The organism is Sulfitobacter litoralis, assembly GCF_900103185.1.
GTDB lineage: Bacteria > Pseudomonadota > Alphaproteobacteria > Rhodobacterales > Rhodobacteraceae > Sulfitobacter > Sulfitobacter litoralis.
This window is the reverse complement of the sequence record NZ_FNJD01000007.1, coordinates 79,174-96,488: the sequence shown is the minus strand read 5'-3', so window position 1 is coordinate 96,488 and position 17,315 is coordinate 79,174. Positions and strand designations below refer to the sequence as shown.

The following is a 17,315-nucleotide window of genomic DNA, read 5'->3' as shown; positions in this document are numbered from 1 at the left end:
TGAATTATGGCAGAGCCGAAAGAGAACGAATTTCTGGATGATATCGATGACGCAGAGGCCGAGGCATATGCGGACGAGATGTCCGAGATTGACGACGAAGCGCTGGAACTGGACGAATTGCGTGCCGAACGCGATCAGCTGAAAGACCGCTTTATGCGCGCCTTGGCCGACGCAGAGAACGCGCGCAAACGGTCTGACAAAGACCGTCGCGAGGCAGAGAACTATGGCGGGTCAAAGCTGGCCCGAGACATGTTGCCAGTTTACGACAATATGAAACGCGCATTGGAGGCCGCGACGGAAGAGCAGCGCACAATTTCCGGCCCGTTGCTGGAAGGTATCGAGCTGACGATGCGCGAGTTGCTGAGCGTGTTCAAGAAACACGGTATCGAAGTGATTGCCCCGGAAGTGGGCGAAAAATTTGATCCGCAGCACCACCAAGCGATGTTCGAGGCCCCGGTGCCAGACACCAAAGCAGGCGATATCATTCAGGTTGCCGCCGAAGGCTTCATGTTGCACGACCGTCTGCTGCGTCCGGCGCAGGTCGGCGTATCCTCTACCCCCGCAGGGTAAACGCCCGGGATAGAGCGGCCCTTCGGGGAGGATTTTATCCATTTGGAAATGAGAGAGGCGGTCAGGTTTTGGCCGCCTCTTTTAGTTTGTAGAGCAGGTCGAGCGCTTCACGTGGAGAGAGCTCGTCGGGGATAATCTCGGCCAGCGTTTCTTCGAGCTTGGAGCTCTGTTTGGGTTGAGGCGCAGGTGCCGGCGCCACGGCAAACAAGGGGAGGTCGTCGATCAGTGTTTTCTGCGTCGCGCCGCCTTCGCGTTCGCCTTTTTCCAACGCTTCAAGCACGACACGAGCGCGGGCAATGACGGAGGCCGGCAATCCGGCAAGCTGCGCAACCTGCACGCCATAAGACCGATCGGCCGCGCCTTTCTTGACTTCGTGCAGGAAAATCACCTCTCCGTCCCACTCCTTAACTGCGACAGTGGCATTATCGACCCCGCCCAATTTGTTCGAAAGCGCGGTCATTTCGTGGTAGTGCGTGGCAAAGAGCGCACGCGAACGGTTGATGTCGTGCAGATGTTCCAGCGTGGCCCACGCGATGGACAAGCCGTCATAGGTCGCGGTGCCGCGCCCGATTTCATCCAGGATCACCAGCGCGCGGTCGTCTGCCTGATTGAGGATCGCGGCGGTTTCGACCATTTCGACCATAAACGTGGAACGGCCTCGTGCCAGATCGTCAGAGGCGCCGACACGGCTGAAAATCTGGCTGATCAGGCCGATGTGCGCGGTGGCGGCAGGCACGTAGCTGCCCATTTGCGCCATCAGGGCGATGATCGCATTCTGCCGCAGGAAGGTCGACTTACCTGCCATGTTGGGACCGGTCAGCAGCCAGATGTTCGCGTTGTCGCCATCGGCCGACAGGGTACAATCGTTGGCAATAAACGGGCTGCCCGATTGCTGGGCTAAGGCGCGTTCCACGACCGGATGACGACCCCCCTGAATGTCGAAAGCACGTGAATTATCGACGCGGGGTTTCACCCAGTTCTCAGACTGCGCAAGCTCGGCCAGACCGGTGGCCAAATCAATTTCTGCCAGTCCGGCCGAGGCGACGCCGATGGGGCCGGAGTGGTCCAAAATTGAACATTTCAGTGTTTCATAGAGCCGCTTTTCAATCTCTAACGCATGGTTGCCCGCGTTGAGGATCTTTGTCTCCATCTCTGACAGTTCCACGGTTGTGAAACGGACCTGATTGGCGGTGGTCTGACGGTGGATAAAGGTATCGGACAGCGGTGCCGACAGCATCTTTTCGGCATGGGTCGCTGTGACCTCGGCGAAATAGCCAAGCACGTTGTTGTGTTTGATCTTGAGCGTCGAGATCCCAGTGAGCGAGATGAAATCCTGTTGCATCTGCGCGATGACGCTGCGGCCTTCGTCGCGTAGGGTGCGCACTTCGTCGAGCTCGCTGTTGTAACCGGGCGCGATAAAGCCGCCGTCGCGGGCCAGCAGGGGTGGTTCGGCGATTAGCGCATCGTCGAGCAGATCAATCAGGCTGTCATGGCCGGTAAGCCCTTTGGCGGCCTGGGCCAGCAGATCGGGCAGGGCGGCGGCTTGCATCTTGTCGGCCAGATGGCCGGCTTCGGTCAGGCCGTTGCGGATGGCGGCAAGGTCACGGGGGCCGCCGCGGTCCAGCGACAGGCGCGACAGGGCGCGGTCCAGATCAGGCACGTTGCGCAAATGCTGGCGGATGTCATTGCGGATCGACGGTGTGTCATAGGCAAAGCTGATCGCGTCCAGACGGGATTGAATCGTCTCTAACACACGCGAAGGCGACGAAATGCGCCGTTCCAGCAGACGCGCACCACCTGCGGTTACAGACTTGTCCATCACCGACAGCAGCGTGCCCGAACGACCACCAGTCAGCGCATGTGTCAGTTCAAGATTGCGACGTGTGGCGGCGTCGATTTGCACGCTGCGGGCCTCGGCCTCTTTCTGCGGCGGGCGCAGGAGGGGGAGTTTGCCTTTTTGTGTGATCTCAAGGTAGTCAATGATCGCGCCCATGGCAGAGATATCGGCGCGCTCAAAACTGCCGAACGCATCCAGAGATCCGATACCGAACAGATCGCAGACCCGTTTTTCTGCCCCGCTGCTATCAAAGGCGGAACGGGCGATTGGGGTAAGTGAGATATCAAAATCAGATACTAAATCACGCAAATCGGCCTCTTTGGCCTCTGACACGATCAGCTCTGACGGGGCCAGACGTGCCAGTTCGGGGCCGAGACGCGACAGGGTCAGGGGCATCACGTGAAACGCACCGGTAGAGATATCAACCCACGCCAACGCATGGCCATCGCGGACCTCAGCGAAGGCGGCCAGATAGTTGTGGCGCCGCGCTTCGAGCAGGGATTCCTCGGTCAATGTGCCGGGCGTGACCAGCCGCACGACATCGCGTTTGACCACGGATTTATAGCCGCGTTTCTTCGCCTCCGCCGGGCTTTCCATCTGTTCGCAGACCGCCACGCGGAAACCTTTGCGGATCAGCGTCAGCAAATACCCTTCGGCGGCATGCACCGGAACGCCGCACATGGGGATGTCTTCGCCCCCGTGTTTGCCGCGTTTGGTCAGCGCGATATCCAACGCTTCAGCCGCATTGACGGCATCGTCAAAGAACATCTCGTAGAAATCGCCCATGCGGTAGAATAGCAGCGCTTCGGCGTACTGGGATTTAAGCTCTAGATATTGCGCCATCATTGGCGTGATTTTTTCTTCGGTCACCCTGCGCCCCCGGTTCGAGTTAACGTTGTGTACAAAACCGCGCCTCCGGACGAAAGGGCGGACCGGCTTTGCACGCGAGGCATCGCCGCGACGTCGCGCAAACCGTGAGCGCCATCATGATTGTGTGAGGGGCCGATCGGCGATATCAAGCGGGAAACCATGAGGAAAGCCGTTCTAGTGACCAAAAACCGCATCACGTCCGAAGAGGCGCTCGCCTTTCACCTTGAACCCACGCCGGGCAAGTTCGAAATCACCGCAACCGTCCCGATGACGACCCAGCGGGACCTGAGCCTCGCCTATTCCCCCGGTGTTGCCGTCCCGTGTGAAGCGATCGCTGATAATCCCGAGCTGGCATATGACTATACCAACAAGGGCAATATGGTCGCGGTAATCTCCAACGGGACAGCCGTTTTGGGCTTGGGCAACCTTGGGGCGCTGGCGTCGAAACCGGTGATGGAGGGCAAGTCGGTCCTGTTCAAACGCTTCGCTGACGTGAATTCGATCGATATTGAATTGGACACCGAAGACCCCGAAGCGTTCATCAATGCGGTCAAGCTGATGGGGCCGACGTTCGGCGGGATCAACCTTGAGGATATCAAGGCGCCGGAATGTTTCATCATCGAGCAGCGTCTGAAAGAAGAGATGGATATTCCCGTTTTTCACGATGACCAGCACGGCACCGCGGTGATCTGTGCCGCCGGTCTGCTGAACGCGTTGCGCATTTCGGGCAAGAAGATCGAAGATGTGCAGATCGTGTTGAACGGTGCGGGGGCGGCAGGGATCGCCTGTCTTGAACTGCTCAAGGCGATGGGTGCCAAGCATAACAACTGTATCATGTGCGATACGAAAGGTGTGATCTATCAGGGCCGTACCGAGGGTATGAATCAGTGGAAGTCGGCCCATGCCGCGCAGACAGAACTGCGCACGCTGGAAGAGGCGATGAAGAACGCGGATGTATTCCTGGGTGTGTCGGTCAAGGGGGCAGTGACGCCCGCGATGGTCGCCAGCATGGCGGATAATCCGGTGATCTTCGCGATGGCGAACCCCGATCCTGAAATCACGCCGGAAGAAGCGCACGAGGTGCGCCCCGATGCGATTGTCGCCACGGGCCGCAGCGATTACCCCAATCAGGTGAACAACGTTTTGGGCTTCCCTTACCTGTTCCGCGGCGCATTGGATATCCACGCCCGCGCCATCAACGACGAGATGAAGATCGCCTGCGCTCACGCTTTGGCTAATCTTGCGCGCGAGGATGTGCCGGACGAAGTGGCGCTGGCCTATGGCAAGAACCTGAGCTTTGGGCGTGATTACATCATCCCGACGCCGTTCGATCCGCGTCTGATCCATCGTATTCCGCCTGCTGTTGCGCGTGCAGGCATGGACACCGGCGCCGCGCGGCGCCCGATCATTGATATGGATGCCTACGAGCTGAGCCTGAAGTCGCGGATGGACCCGACGGCGAATATCCTGCGCGGGATCAACGCCCGTGCGCGGGCCAATCAGGCGCGGATGATCTTTGCCGAAGGGGATGACCCCAAGGTTCTGCGTGCTGCGGTGATGTATCAACGCTCCGGTCTGGGCAAGGCGCTGGTGGTCGGGCGTGCCGATGACGTAAAGGCCAAGCTGACGGCGGCGGGGATGGAGGATGCCTACCGCGAGCTTGCGGTCGTGAACGCGGCCAATACCCAGCATTTGGATACGTATAAGTCCTTCCTTTACAACCGTTTGCAGCGAAAAGGGTCGGACAGTAAGGATATCCACCGTCTGGCCGCCCGTGACCGGCACGTCTTTGCTGCGCTGATGTTGGCGCATGGGCATGGCGATGGTCTGGTGACCGGTGCAACCCGCAAATCCGCCCATGTGCTTGAACGGCTGAACCACGTGTTCGATGCCAATGCACGACACGGTGCCGTCGGGATCACGGCGCTGCTGCACAAGGGGCGGATTGTGTTCATCGGCGATACGCTGGTGCATGAATGGCCGAACGAGGAAGACCTTGCGAATATTGCTGAAAAAGGGGCCAAGGTCGCACGCCACATGGGGCTTGAACCACGGGTTGCCTTCGTTAGCTTTTCGACATTCGGCTACCCCGTGTCCGAGCGGGCAGAAAAGATGCAGCGTGCCCCCGATGTGCTGGACGCACGCGGCGTCGATTTCGAATACGAAGGCGAAATGACCGTCGATGTGGCGCTGAATACCGAAAGCCAAAAGAACTATCCGTTCTCGCGGTTGACAGGGCCTGCGAATATCCTCGTCGTGCCGGCGCGCCATTCGGCCAGTATCTCGGTCAAGCTGATGCAGGAAATGGCGGGCGCCACAGTGATCGGGCCGATTTTGACCGGTTTGGACAAGTCGATCCAGATCTGTTCGACCACATCCACCGCGAATGACATTCTAAACATGGCTATTCTGGCGGCCTGCAAGGTCGGCGAATGATCTGGAACCTCGGCTCTATCAACGCGGATAATTTCTACTATCTGCGGCATCTGCCGGCGCCGGGGGAAACGATTGCCGCGCATGATTTCCGGCAAGGGTTGGGCGGGAAGGGGGCCAATATGTCGGTCGCCGCCGCCCGCGCCGGAACGCGCGTCATGCATATCGGTGCCGTGGGGCCGGATGGTAAATGGGCCGTGGACCGCTTGCTGGAATACGGCGTCGAAACGCAGCATATCAGCAGGATCGACACGGCCACCGGTCACGCGAATATCTGTGTGGCGGACGATGGCGAAAACTCTATCGTGTTGTTTTCAGGAGCCAATCACCAGATCACCACCCAGATGATCGGAGCCGCCTTGGCAGAAGCATCGCCCGGTGATTTTCTACTGATGCAAAACGAAACCCTGGGCCAACGCTTTGCCGCGCAGACCGCGCATACTCTGGGCCTGCGCGTCGCTTATGCCGCCGCGCCCTTTGATGCTGAAATCGTGGCGCAGGTTCTGCCCGACATCGATCTGCTGGTGTTGAACGAGGTCGAGGCAGAGGCGCTTGAAAAAACCACAGGCACCCGCATAGACGCGCTGCCGATCGACGATATTATCGTGACCTTGGGCGCTGAGGGGTGCAAATGGGTCTCTAAACAGGCAAAATCGGTGATGAATTTCCCAGCCTATCCGGTGAATGTCGTCGATACGACAGGCGCCGGAGACACGTTTACCGGTTATTTGATAGCCGCATTGGATCGCAAACTTTCAATGCAGGATGCGATTATACTGGCGATGCAGGCGGGCGCCTTGATGGTGACGCGTCAGGGAACAGCCGACGTGATCCCGGACCTTAAAGACATCCAGGACCACGGTTTCGACGGTGATTGAACCCAGCAATTAACGCTGGGTTAATACTTAATTTGCGAACGGAGCAGCACTACCCCAAAGCTGTTTCACGCGCTGGTCGCGCCCGCAGCCGTTACGATAGCGTTTATATGCGACGGATTTTTTCACACCCAACCCGACGCTGGTAAAGGCAAGGCGTTCATCGCTTTTGTAATAGTCCTGATGATAGGCATCGGCGGGATAGAACGCAGTTTTCCCCAAGATCGGGGTGACCACGGTTTTCCCTAAAGCGGCCTGAGCCTGTGATTTTGCGTTCTCTGCAGCGGCTTTCTGGCCGGCACCATCTGCAAAGATCGCAGTGCGATAACTGTCGCCGCGGTCGCAGAACTGCCCACCGGCATCGGTCGGATCGACCGAGCGGAAGAACATCGCCAGCAATTGGTCGGCAGAAACAACTGCAGGATCATACTGGATCTGCGCCGCTTCATAATGGCCCGTTCCGCCCGCGACGACCTGCTTGTACGTCGGGTTCTTCACATTTCCGCCCGCGAAACCGGATACAACTTCTTTGACGCCCTTCACGGCTTCGAAATCGGATTCGACGCACCAAAAGCAGCCTCCAGCAACCAAAAGCGTCTCTGTTCCGGCGGCTTTTGCGGTTGTCGCCTGTGCCGCGAGGCCCAGACCGATGGCGGCGCTCAGCACGATCAGGCGCATATTTGTGGCAATACTCATGAATACTCTCCATCATTTTTTCAAACCGTGACGCCAATAACGCCGCGAGGCAACTCAGGTGCCCGTGATGTCACGCCCTAGTGATGTAGGTTTCACCCTTGGCCCCGTGACCTGAAGTTCTTAGCGTCAGCCGCAAAGAAGGAGCAATTTGATGCAAGATCACGTCACCACACACCAAGCCCAAGAAGATTCCCGTAACGAAGACATTTTGATCTATTTAAATGGCCGGATTGTCCCCAAGGCACAGGCGGTCGTCAGCGTCTACGACAGCGGTTTCATGTTGGGGGACGGTATCTGGGAGGGGCTGCGGCTGTATGACGGTACATGGGCCTTCCTAAGCGATCATTTCGACCGCCTGTTCGAAGCCGCAAAAGCGATCGATCTGGACATCGGGATGACACGTGAAGCATTGATCTCCGGCTTGTTAGAGACGCAAAAAGCCAATGGAATGACCACCGACGCCCACGCGCGATTGATGATCACCCGTGGCCCTAAAACGCGTCCGTTCCAGCACCCGTCTCTGTCGCAATCCGGGCCCACAATCGCGATCATTATGGAACATTCCCGCCCGAATATGCCGCGTCCTATCCGGCTGGCTACCGTGCCGCATTTGCGGGGGCTGCCGATGACGCAGGACCCGAAGCTGAATAGTCATTCCAAATTAAACTGTATTCTCGCGTGTATTGCCGCGGAAAAAGCCGGCGCCGACGAAGGTTTGATGCTGGATATTAACGGGTTCGTGAATACAACAAACGCCTGTAACTTTTTCATCGTCCGCAAGGGGGAGGTTTGGACCAGCACCGGCGACTACTGCATGAATGGGATCACCCGCCAGAAGGTAATCGACCTGTGCCACACCAATGATATCCCGTGTTTCGAAAGGAATTATTCACTGGTCGATACCTATGGTGCCGATGAGGCGTTCTTGACCGGCACATTTGGGGCGCAAACCCCCGTCGCGACGATTGATGGCCGGCAGATTGGCACGGGAGAAATGGGGCCGGTGACCGAAAAGCTGCGCGGCTTGTACAAGGATCTCATCGCAAAGGAATGTGCCTGATGCGTATCGCCATGTGGTCCGGCCCGCGCAATTTAAGCACGGCAATGATGTATAGTTTCGGCAATCGCGCTGATTTTTCGGCGATGGATGAACCGTTCTATGCCCCCTATCTCAAACAAACCGGCATTAACCATCCGATGCACGAAGAAATCATCGCGCACCATGAATGTGACCCTGCCAAAGTCGCGGCGCAGTGCGCGCTCGCCGGCACCCCACACCGCTATATGAAGCATATGCCGCATCACATGATTGACGGCTTTCCGATGGATTGGGCCAAAGGCTGTGTCCATGTCCATCTGATACGCCATCCTGCGCACGTAATTGCCAGCTATACTGCAAAGCGAGAAGCACCGAATTTTAACGATATCGGCTATGGTCAACAAACCGCGCTTTTCGATCAAATTGGCGGAATGGTGATTGATTCAGCAGATATCAGGGCGAATCCGGAACAGATGCTGCGCAAACTTTGCTGCGCAATCGACCTGCGTTTCGATCCCGCTATGCTGTCTTGGGCCGCCGGTCCCCGCGCTGAAGACGGGATTTGGGCAGCGCATTGGTACGGTGCCGTTCATAAAAGCACCGGGTTCGCCGGGGCCGAAGAGCCTCTGCCCACGCTCACCGGTAAGGCGGAAACGCTGTGCGCGCAGGCAATGCCCCATTACCAAAAGCTTTATGATCAACGGCTTAGGTGAGTGATGGCTAGAAAAAAACCGGAGCATCGAAACTAAATCTCGGTGGTTGGCGTGTCTATCAGACAAGTTCAACACAACCAGGAGATTTAACATGAAGATGTTTGCAGCAACCGCACTGTCCCTCACGCTCGTCGCGGGCACGGCTTTCGCCGCAGCGCACAGCAACGCTATGGTAGAAGCGATGGATCAAGATGTATCCAACGGCGTCGTCAGCGCCGATAAGGTGATGGCATCGGAAAATGGCTGGATGGTCGTGCACCGCACTGATGCAGAGATGAAGCCGGGCCCGGTCGTCGGCTACGCCCCGTTGCGTGCCGGTGAAAACATCGACGTCAGCGCCATTCTGCAAGAAGACGTTAAATCCGGCGATATGCTGATGCTTATGGTCCACTCCGAAGAGGGCGGCATGAAAACCGGGGGCTTTGAATACACTTTGGGCGCCAAGGAAGACGGTCCTATCAAGCCGGATGGTAAGTTGGTGATGACGGTCATCACTGCCGAATAAACCGTTTTAAATTAAAGAAAAGGCTCGGAGAGATTATGCTCTGTCCGGGCCTTTTTACCTTAACCTTTGAGACGTTTGTCACGTGCCGCCAAAAGCTTTAGGCGAAGCGCGTTCAATTGAATGAAGCCCGCAGCGTCTTTTTGATCATAGGCACCAGCGTCATCTTCGAAGGTGACATGCGCTTCGGAATAAAGCGAATGCTCCGACCAGCGGCCAACAGTGCGGACATGGCCTTTGTACAATTTCAATCTAACTGTACCGGTTACATGTGTCTGAGAGGCATCAATCGCGGCTTGCAGCATGGTGCGTTCGGGGCTGTACCAAAAACCATTATAGATCAGCTCTGCATAACGCGGCATCAGCTCGTCTTTTAGGTGCATCGCGCCGCGGTCGAGGGTGATCGATTCGATGCCGCGGTGTGCTTCGAGCAACAATGTCCCGCCGGGGGTCTCATAGATCCCACGAGACTTCATACCGACAAAGCGCCCCTCAACAAGATCAAGGCGGCCGCAGCCGTGCTTGCCGCCAAGTTCGTTCAATTTAGCCAAAAGTGTCGCTGGCGACATGTTTTCGCCATTGATGCTGACCGCATCACCACATTCAAATCCGACTTCGACATATTCGGGGGTGTCAGGTGCCTGCTCTGGCGAAACCGTACGTTGATAAACATATTCGGGTGCATCGACGGCCGGATCTTCTAGCACTTTTCCTTCGGAAGAGGTGTGAAGCAGATTTGCGTCCACGCTAAAGGGTGCTTCGCCACGTTTGTCTTTTGCCACGGGGATCTGGTGTTTTTCAGCAAATTCGATCAGTTTCGTCCGGCTGGTCAGATCCCACTCACGCCAAGGCGCGATTACTTTGATGTCAGGGTTCAAAGCATAGGCCGCCAATTCGAAACGGACCTGATCGTTGCCCTTACCGGTTGCACCATGCGCAACCGCATCGGCACCAGTTTCGGCGGCAATTTCAACCAAGCGTTTAGAAATCAACGGCCGAGCGATCGATGTGCCCAACAGGTATAGCCCTTCGTAGACGGCATTGGCGCGAAACATCGGAAAGACGAAATCGCGCACGAATTCTTCGCGCACATCTTCGACATAGATTTCCGACGCGCCCATCATTTCGGCTTTGGCGCGGGCAGGCTCAAGTTCTTCGCCTTGGCCAAGATCAGCGGTAAAGGTGACCACTTCGCAGCCGTATTCGGTTTGCAGCCATTTTAGGATAATCGAGGTATCAAGCCCACCAGAATAGGCGAGCACAACTTTTTTGGGCGCGGACATGATGTTTCCTTTTCGGTTTGCAACGCGAAGTACCTGTTTTCCATGGTATGAGCAAGATTGAAGGCTGCGTTGACCGCACCGGCGCGGGATCGTATCGAAAGGTATCCAACGCAAAGGTCAATGAAATGACGGATCTGTTCAAAAATGCGGCACGCAGCGCGACGCTCTCGATGCGCGAGGTGTTTCCTGCCACCCCATTGATGCGCAACGAACATTTGTCCGAAAAATATAACGCAGATATTTGGTTGAAGCGGGAAGACCTTAGCCCGGTCAGATCATACAAACTGCGCGGCGCGTTCAACGCGATGCGCAAGGTGATCCCCGAACAGGCGGTTTTTGTGTGTGCAAGCGCAGGAAATCATGCCCAAGGTGTTGCATTTATGTGCAGTCATTTTGGTGTGAAGGGCGTTATATTTATGCCCGTAACGACCCCTCAGCAGAAGATCCAGAAAACGAAGATCTTTGGCGGGCCTCAAGTGGAGGTGCGTCTGGTTGGGGACTATTTCGATAAAACCCTACAAGCCGCGCAGCAATATTGCACGGAAAAGGGTGCACATTTTCTGTCTCCTTTCGATGATGAAGATGTCATTGAGGGACAAGCCTCTGTTGCGGTTGAAATAGAAGAGCAGTTGGGCCGTGTTCCCGACCACATCATGCTGCCCGTCGGTGGCGGCGGATTGTCGTCGGGGATCTACAGTTATTTCCAAGATACATGTCGATATAGCTTCGTTGAACCTAAAGGTGCGCCTAGTCTAGCTCGGGCATTGGTGGCTGGCGCTCCTGTTGATGTTTCTCCTATCAATAGTTTTGTTGACGGTGCCGCCGTTGCAAAAATTGGTGGGCGTAATTTTAAGCGTTTGCGTACTGTGCCCGTTGAGAGCGTGATCCACTTGGCCGAAGATCGTATCTGCGTGACGATCGCTGAATTGTTGAACGTCGAAGGCATCGTTCTTGAGCCTGCCGGCGCTCTTTCAATCGAAGCCTTGGGTGAGGTTTCTGAACTGATAAAGGGCAAGACCGTCGTCTGTGTCGCATCAGGCGGGAACTTCGATTTTGAACGTCTCCCTGAGGTTAAAGAGCGGGCTCAGCGATATTCTGGGGTCAAGAAATACTTCATCCTGCGGATGCCGCAGCGGCCCGGTGCGCTGAAGGAGTTTTTGGGCATTCTAGGGCCTGACGATGACATCTGTCGTTTCGAATATTTGAAAAAATCAGCACGTAACTTTGGGTCAGTACTTATCGGGATCGAAACACGCAGTTCCGATAGTTTCGCTCCTTTCTTGTCACAGCTAAACGCAGCTGGGTTTACCTATACCGACATCACGAATGATGAAACGCTGGCGCAATTTGTGCTATAGTGCGGGATTTCCACCCATACCTGGTTGAAAACTGCAGCTTGGATTCTTCGTATATCATGAAAAGGTCCTCCAGGACGGGTTGCATAGGATTGCCTAATGCGAGTTCTTTTTCAGCGCGCAGGCAATATTCCGAAAACGCGATAAAACCTAGGCTCAGGGCACTTCCTTTAACGAAATGAAGAGTGTCTCGAGTGGTTTTAGTAGGCCTGCTATCCCGAAGTTTGTATTTCGCTTCTTCTACCTCCAAAAAAAACACCACAATAATTTCTTCGAATGCGTTGGGTCCAACAGCATCGTTCAGCAAAGTGATTTGCTCCCAGTCGATCAACGATTCGCCTCCTTTTCTGCGTTCACCCTGACGCGAAAACCTTAACAAATAGTTCCGTCTGCTTATCTGTTCGTTGCGATCTTTTGGCGCCGGCCGCTGGGTCTGATGAATGATGGCCTTGGAGACGAGGAAGATCCCACCGCAGGGACAATCGTCCGTTTGCGCGAAGCCCATTAACGGCTTTGCTCCGAAATATTTCACAGGATTCACCGTATCTTAATCTGACATCGCCTAGGTTTCCGATAAGAGATATCGAAAGCTTTTAAAATGCTGTCGCAGACAACTGGAATAACACAGATACCACCTGAATCGTCGCGGTTTCGTGCGATAAAAACGGTCATGGTTGTGGACGACAGCGCGCTACAACGGCGCATATTAACGGCAACCTTGACCCGATGGGGGTTTACCATTCAGGAGGCGTCTTCGGCAAAGGACGCGCTAAAAATGTGCCGAAATCATCTACCAGATTTGATCATCAGCGACTGGATTATGCCCGGCATGTCGGGGTTACAATTCTGTCGGGCGTTCCGCGAACTCTCTAAGGGGCGCTACGGATATTTCATTCTACTGAATGCAAAAACCGATAAATCAGAGGTGGTCAGGGGGCTCGATAGCGGCGCGGATGATTTCGTGAGCAAGCCGGTTAACGTGGACGAACTTCGCGCTCGCATCATGGCGGGTGAAAGAATCCTGACCATGCAACGCGAACTGTCATCGAAAAATCGCGTTATCAGTGAAGCACTGTCTGCACTTCAGGCGGTACATAGCGCGCTTGATCGTGATCTCGATGAGGCGCGAAAATTTCAGGAATCTTTGCTGCAGGATCCGCTGCACGACTTTAACGAAGGAACAATTTCCCTGATGCTGCGATCAAGTGGTCACGTGGGTGGCGACTTGGTGGGATATTTCGCAGCCGGCCGGCACCTGGGCGTCTATGGGTTGGACGTTTCTGGACATGGTGTCAGCTCCGCCCTGATGGCGGCGCGTCTTGCCGGAACCTTATCTGCTGTCGCGCCGGATCATAACATTGCTTTGGTGCGCCAACCGAACGGGGCGTACAGGATGCGCTCGCCCGATCAAGTGGTGGCGGACCTGAACAGCTTGGTCCTTTCTGATATAGAGACGGAGCAATATTTCACGATCTTTTTAGCTAAAATTGACCTTGATACCGGTCATATTCAAGCAACGCAGGCCGGCCATCCTCACCCATATATACAAAGGAAAAATGGCGATTTGGTACAGTTAGGGCGGGGGGGGCTGCCTGTCGGTCTGATAGCAGGTGCGCAGTATGAGACGATTGTCACACAGCTTGAACCAGGCGATCGATTTATCATTTTATCCGATGGTGTAACGGAATGTCCCGACGCATCGGGGCAAATGCTAGACGACGATGGGGTGGCTCGCGTTCTGCATGACCTATATTCCGCTCGAGGTGCGCAGTTTTTCGACGCGCTTTCCACCCATCTGGAGGACTATGCAGGCGGTGTAGATTTCCCGGATGATGTGTCGGGAATTTGCTTCGATTATCAGGGTCGCATCGCCAAAAATCGATCAAGGAAAAACCTGTCTCCGTCGTTCCCTAGCACAGAAATGGCTTCTTCCCCCGACATAACAACCGTGGCGTGGTCCGGCTCGATCGGCGGGGCAACCTGATGGACTGGATGGGCAACATATACCTGGCAGATTTTCTCGGCCCACATGTCATATTCGGGCATATAGGCGAACCGCCGGAACGCCCCCAAACGCCGGGGGCGGGCGATGGTCCACCCGATTTCCTCCATTACCTCGCGGTGGAGCGTTTGAAGCGGCGATTCACCAAGGTCAACGCCACCGCCAGGGAGTTGAACATCGACCTCGGGGCGCAACTGGGCAGTCAACAAAAACCGCCCCTTAAGGGGCAGGATCGCATAGACACCGGGGCGTGATCGATATGTTTTGCCGGGCACGGGCGGCTTCCCTACACGTCGCATCATTTGATACCCCCTTTTCGCACGGGTTGTTGCGCTTATATAGACGCGGTATGCCAACCGTCTGCCGGTAAGGAAAGTCAAATGACCCAAGGAAACAAAATCGCGTGGGACGATACCGTTCTACCCTTTCAACTCGATGCCTCTGATATCCGGGGGCGCGTCGCCCGTCTGGATGGCGTGCTGGAAGGGATCTTGCGTCAGCATGATTATCCCGAAAAGGTCGAAGCACTGGTCGCGGAAATGGCCTTGCTTACAGCGTTGATCGGCCAGACGATCAAACTGCGTTGGAAGCTGCAACTGCAGGTCCAGTCAAAAGGGCCCGTACGGATGATTGCAACGGACTATTATGGTCCGACGGACGATGGCGAACCTGCGCGTATCCGTGCCTACGCCAGTTATGATGCTGACCGGATCACCGATGGGCCAGCTTTTGATCAGGTCGGCGAAGGATATTTCGCCATTATGATCGATCAGGGGAACGGTATGACACCCTATCAGGGGATTACGCCGCTTACTGGAAAATCCCTTTCCGAATGTGCAGAGGCGTATTTCGCGCAGTCCGAGCAGCTACCAACCCGGTTCGAGTTGAGCTTTGGCAAATCCACAACGCCTGGTCAGGATGAACATTGGCGTGCTGGCGGTGTTATGCTGCAACATATGCCCAAAGCGTCGCCCTTTGCCGCGCAGGGCGAAGGCAGCGGTGACGTGCTTCTTGCCTCCGACCTCGTGGACGGCGAAGAGGGCGATAACTGGCGCCGTGTGAATGTGCTGCTGGATACAGTAGACGAGCTTGAACTGATCGGGCCAAGTCTGCCACCGACCGACTTGCTGAAACGCCTGTTTCACGAGGAAGTGCCGCGGGTATTCGACGCGCAGGCTGTTCGATTTGGCTGCACCTGCTCGGAAGATCGGGTGCGGCAAAGCCTGTCTATCTATTCAGCGGGCGATATTAAAACGATGACAACTGACGACGGTCGGGTCACCGCAGATTGTCAGTTCTGTGGCGCGCATTACGATCTGGACCCGAAAACTGTCGGGTTCGAGGCTGAAGATAACAGTGGCAGCTGATCAACTTGCCCATTTTCGGACGGCGTTGGCGCAAACTGGTGTCACGTCGTCTGATTTTGACCTGAACAAAGAGACGGTGCTGCCGGCCAATCGCACCCTGCGTCCTGCCGGCGTGCTGGCCCCGATTATCGAGCATAACGGCCGTTTTGAGCTTATCTTGACCAAGCGGTCCTCGGCTCTAAAGCACCATCCAGGACAAATTTCCTTTCCTGGCGGCAAACAAGATGGTGACGATGCTGACGTGGTGGCGGCAGCGTTGCGTGAGGCACGAGAAGAGATCGGTTTGCCGTCGCATCTGGTTGAGGTGTTGGGCACGTTGCCCGCACATGAAACCGTGACCAACTTTCTAGTGACCCCGGTGATCGCCTTTGTGAAAGAAAAGTTCAAAATCGTCGCTGAACCGGGCGAAGTTGAGGAAGTCTTTACCGTTCCGTTGGATCATGTCCTGGACGCTGCCAATTATGTGGTTCAGTCACGACGATGGCAGGGGCAACGGCGGTATTATTACACGGTTCCTTACGGTCCCTATTACATTTGGGGGGCAACCGCGCGTATGTTGCGGGCATGGACCGAACGTATGATGTGACCCTTCCCGCGAGTACCCGCTGGCTTGCTGACCCTGACGCCCAAGCTGTGTGCAATGCGGTGACAGATGGGGGGCATGTGATCTACTTCGTCGGCGGTTGTGTACGCAATGCGCTGCTGGGCGTGGCCGACAGCGATGTCGATATGTCGACGAATGCATTGCCGGAAAGGGTGATGGCGCTCGCAGCGCGCGCTGGGCTCAAAGCCGTGCCGACGGGGGTGGAACATGGAACGGTCACTGTGGTCAGTGGCGGCAAAGGGTTCGAGGTAACGACCTTCCGGCGCGATGTAGAAACGGATGGCCGGCGCGCTGTGGTAGCGTTCTCTGACAATATCATTGACGACGCGTTGCGCCGCGATTTCACCATGAATGCTCTTTATGCGGACGCGCAGGGTCGGGTGATTGATCCGCTTGAAGGTCTGCCTGATCTGCGGGCGCGGCGGGTACGATTTATCGAGGATGCGGCGCAACGTATCCGTGAGGATTACCTGCGCACATTGCGATATTTCCGGTTTTGCGCGTGGTATGCCGACCCGGCAGAGGGGTTTAATCCAGATGCTTTGGCCGCGATTGCGGCGCATACGGATGGCTTGGAAAGCCTGTCGGCCGAACGTATCGGGGCGGAACTTGCGAAACTATTGGCCGCGCCGGACCCTGCGCCAGCGGTGGCAGCGATGCGCCAAACCGGTGTGTTGGGGGTCATCCTGCCCGGCAGCGACGATCGCTGGCTCGCAATGGTCGTACATTTTGAACATCTTTTGCAGCTGGCCCCAGATTGGCGCACGCGTTTGGCAGCGGTTGGCGGCGAAGACGTGGACCAACGGTTACGGCTGAGCAAGGCAGACGCGAAATACCTTCATCGGCTAAGGGAGGCCGCCTTCGGAGCCGAGACCGTAGCCGCAATTGCCTATCTGGATGGCGGGGATATTGCGCGCGCGGTTGTTATCCTGCGGGCCTGTCTTTCTGAAGCGCCGCCCGATCCCGCCGTTCTTGAGGATATTCTTCAAGCGGAAAATGCTGTGTTTCCAGTGAAAGCCGCTGATTTGATGCCGCGATATCGGGGCCCTGAATTGGGCAAACGGTTGGCCGCGTTAAAAGCGCTTTGGATTGCTTCGGGGTTCGCTGCAACACGGGATAGCCTGTTGGACACGCCGAAAAGCTAACGCACCCTGTGGCCATTCAGACGC

General features: G+C 56.1%; 15 protein-coding genes and 1 pseudogene. 11 read left to right on the top strand and 5 right to left on the bottom strand.

Features of this window, described 5'->3' with window-relative positions:
- The first annotated feature begins 6 nt into the window (after positions 1-6).
- Positions 7-570, top strand: a complete 564-nt coding sequence (locus BLQ98_RS07780; RefSeq protein WP_093732777.1) for a nucleotide exchange factor GrpE — start codon at positions 7-9, stop codon at positions 568-570.
- Between the two features lie 61 nt (positions 571-631).
- Here BLQ98_RS07780 and mutS read toward each other — a convergent pair whose 3' ends face one another.
- Positions 632-3,253: a DNA mismatch repair protein MutS gene (mutS, locus tag BLQ98_RS07775; RefSeq protein WP_093732838.1), complete on the bottom strand. Its 2,622-nt coding sequence runs from the start codon at positions 3,251-3,253 to the stop codon at positions 632-634.
- A 201-nt stretch (positions 3,254-3,454) separates the two neighbouring features.
- On the opposite strand from mutS, the gene BLQ98_RS07770 reads away from it, so the two are divergent.
- Complete coding sequence (locus BLQ98_RS07770; RefSeq protein ID WP_093732776.1) at positions 3,455-5,713, top strand: NADP-dependent malic enzyme; 2,259 nt, start codon at positions 3,455-3,457, stop codon at positions 5,711-5,713.
- Positions 5,710-6,588: a ribokinase gene (locus BLQ98_RS07765; protein WP_093732775.1), complete on the top strand. Its 879-nt coding sequence runs from the start codon at positions 5,710-5,712 to the stop codon at positions 6,586-6,588. The genes BLQ98_RS07770 and BLQ98_RS07765 overlap by 4 nt, the downstream gene beginning before the upstream one ends.
- 27 nt (positions 6,589-6,615) lie before the next feature.
- On the opposite strand, the gene msrA is transcribed toward BLQ98_RS07765, so the two are convergent.
- A complete protein-coding gene (gene msrA / locus BLQ98_RS07760) occupies positions 6,616-7,281 on the bottom strand; it encodes a peptide-methionine (S)-S-oxide reductase MsrA (protein WP_093732774.1) in 666 nt (221 codons plus the stop codon).
- Positions 7,282-7,432: 151 nt separating this feature from the next.
- Here msrA and BLQ98_RS07755 point away from each other — a divergent pair, with 151 nt between their 5' ends.
- From BLQ98_RS07755 to BLQ98_RS07745, 3 genes are all read left to right on the top strand, one after another.
- The gene (locus BLQ98_RS07755; RefSeq protein ID WP_093732773.1) at positions 7,433-8,341 is read left to right on the top strand and encodes a D-amino acid aminotransferase; all 909 of its coding nucleotides are present in this window, start codon (positions 7,433-7,435) and stop codon (positions 8,339-8,341) included.
- Entirely contained in the window at positions 8,341-9,033 is a 693-nt protein-coding gene (locus BLQ98_RS07750) for a sulfotransferase-like domain-containing protein (RefSeq protein ID WP_093732772.1), read from the top strand. The genes BLQ98_RS07755 and BLQ98_RS07750 overlap by 1 nt, the downstream gene beginning before the upstream one ends.
- A gap of 91 nt (positions 9,034-9,124) precedes the next feature.
- Complete coding sequence (locus BLQ98_RS07745) at positions 9,125-9,538, top strand: DUF7282 domain-containing protein (protein ID WP_093732771.1); 414 nt, start codon at positions 9,125-9,127, stop codon at positions 9,536-9,538.
- A gap of 59 nt (positions 9,539-9,597) precedes the next feature.
- Here the strand turns inward: BLQ98_RS07745 and BLQ98_RS07740 are convergent, their stop codons facing one another.
- Positions 9,598-10,818 carry an argininosuccinate synthase gene (locus BLQ98_RS07740; protein ID WP_093732770.1) on the bottom strand — a complete coding sequence of 407 codons (1,221 nt, stop codon included), beginning with the start codon at positions 10,816-10,818 and terminating at the stop codon, positions 9,598-9,600.
- 125 nt (positions 10,819-10,943) lie between these two features.
- Here BLQ98_RS07740 and ilvA point away from each other — a divergent pair, with 125 nt between their 5' ends.
- Positions 10,944-12,176: a threonine ammonia-lyase IlvA gene (gene ilvA, locus BLQ98_RS07735; RefSeq protein WP_167354524.1), complete on the top strand. Its 1,233-nt coding sequence runs from the start codon at positions 10,944-10,946 to the stop codon at positions 12,174-12,176.
- Here the strand turns inward: ilvA and BLQ98_RS07730 are convergent.
- Complete coding sequence (locus BLQ98_RS07730; protein WP_141135310.1) at positions 12,139-12,705, bottom strand: Hpt domain-containing protein; 567 nt, start codon at positions 12,703-12,705, stop codon at positions 12,139-12,141. The two genes, ilvA and BLQ98_RS07730, sit on opposite strands and share 38 nt — an antisense overlap.
- Positions 12,706-12,771: 66 nt before the next feature.
- On the opposite strand from BLQ98_RS07730, the pseudogene BLQ98_RS07725 reads away from it, so the two are divergent.
- Positions 12,772-14,016, top strand: a pseudogene (locus BLQ98_RS07725) (SpoIIE family protein phosphatase); the annotation flags it as partial.
- A 14-nt stretch (positions 14,017-14,030) separates the two neighbouring features.
- On the opposite strand, the gene BLQ98_RS07720 reads toward BLQ98_RS07725, so the two are convergent.
- Complete coding sequence (locus tag BLQ98_RS07720) at positions 14,031-14,477, bottom strand: NUDIX domain-containing protein (RefSeq protein WP_093732767.1); 447 nt, start codon at positions 14,475-14,477, stop codon at positions 14,031-14,033.
- Between the two features lie 78 nt (positions 14,478-14,555).
- Here BLQ98_RS07720 and hslO point away from each other — a divergent pair, with 78 nt between their 5' ends.
- The 3 genes from hslO to BLQ98_RS07705 are packed head-to-tail and all read left to right on the top strand — an operon-like array spanning position 14,556 to position 17,291.
- Positions 14,556-15,542: an Hsp33 family molecular chaperone HslO gene (gene hslO / locus BLQ98_RS07715; protein ID WP_093732766.1), complete on the top strand. Its 987-nt coding sequence runs from the start codon at positions 14,556-14,558 to the stop codon at positions 15,540-15,542.
- Positions 15,532-16,128, top strand: a complete 597-nt coding sequence (locus BLQ98_RS07710) for a CoA pyrophosphatase (RefSeq protein WP_093732765.1) — start codon at positions 15,532-15,534, stop codon at positions 16,126-16,128. The genes hslO and BLQ98_RS07710 overlap by 11 nt, the downstream gene beginning before the upstream one ends.
- The gene (locus tag BLQ98_RS07705; RefSeq protein ID WP_093732764.1) at positions 16,107-17,291 is read left to right on the top strand and encodes a CCA tRNA nucleotidyltransferase; all 1,185 of its coding nucleotides are present in this window, start codon (positions 16,107-16,109) and stop codon (positions 17,289-17,291) included. The genes BLQ98_RS07710 and BLQ98_RS07705 overlap by 22 nt, the downstream gene beginning before the upstream one ends.
- The last annotated feature ends 24 nt before the right edge of the window (positions 17,292-17,315 follow it).

Coding starts and splice junctions, on each gene's coding strand:
- mutS (WP_093732838.1), bottom strand. CDS start 3,253: ATGATGGCGCAATATCTAGAGCTTAAATCCCAGTACGCCGAAGCGCTG.
- BLQ98_RS07705 (WP_093732764.1), top strand. CDS start 16,107: ATGGACCGAACGTATGATGTGACCCTTCCCGCGAGTACCCGCTGGCTT.
- BLQ98_RS07765 (WP_093732775.1), top strand. CDS start 5,710: ATGATCTGGAACCTCGGCTCTATCAACGCGGATAATTTCTACTATCTG.
- msrA (WP_093732774.1), bottom strand. CDS start 7,281: ATGAGTATTGCCACAAATATGCGCCTGATCGTGCTGAGCGCCGCCATC.
- hslO (WP_093732766.1), top strand. CDS start 14,556: ATGACCCAAGGAAACAAAATCGCGTGGGACGATACCGTTCTACCCTTT.
- BLQ98_RS07780 (WP_093732777.1), top strand. CDS start 7: ATGGCAGAGCCGAAAGAGAACGAATTTCTGGATGATATCGATGACGCA.
- ilvA (WP_167354524.1), top strand. CDS start 10,944: ATGACGGATCTGTTCAAAAATGCGGCACGCAGCGCGACGCTCTCGATG.
- BLQ98_RS07745 (WP_093732771.1), top strand. CDS start 9,125: ATGAAGATGTTTGCAGCAACCGCACTGTCCCTCACGCTCGTCGCGGGC.
- BLQ98_RS07740 (WP_093732770.1), bottom strand. CDS start 10,818: ATGTCCGCGCCCAAAAAAGTTGTGCTCGCCTATTCTGGTGGGCTTGAT.
- BLQ98_RS07755 (WP_093732773.1), top strand. CDS start 7,433: ATGCAAGATCACGTCACCACACACCAAGCCCAAGAAGATTCCCGTAAC.
- BLQ98_RS07750 (WP_093732772.1), top strand. CDS start 8,341: ATGCGTATCGCCATGTGGTCCGGCCCGCGCAATTTAAGCACGGCAATG.
- BLQ98_RS07720 (WP_093732767.1), bottom strand. CDS start 14,477: ATGATGCGACGTGTAGGGAAGCCGCCCGTGCCCGGCAAAACATATCGA.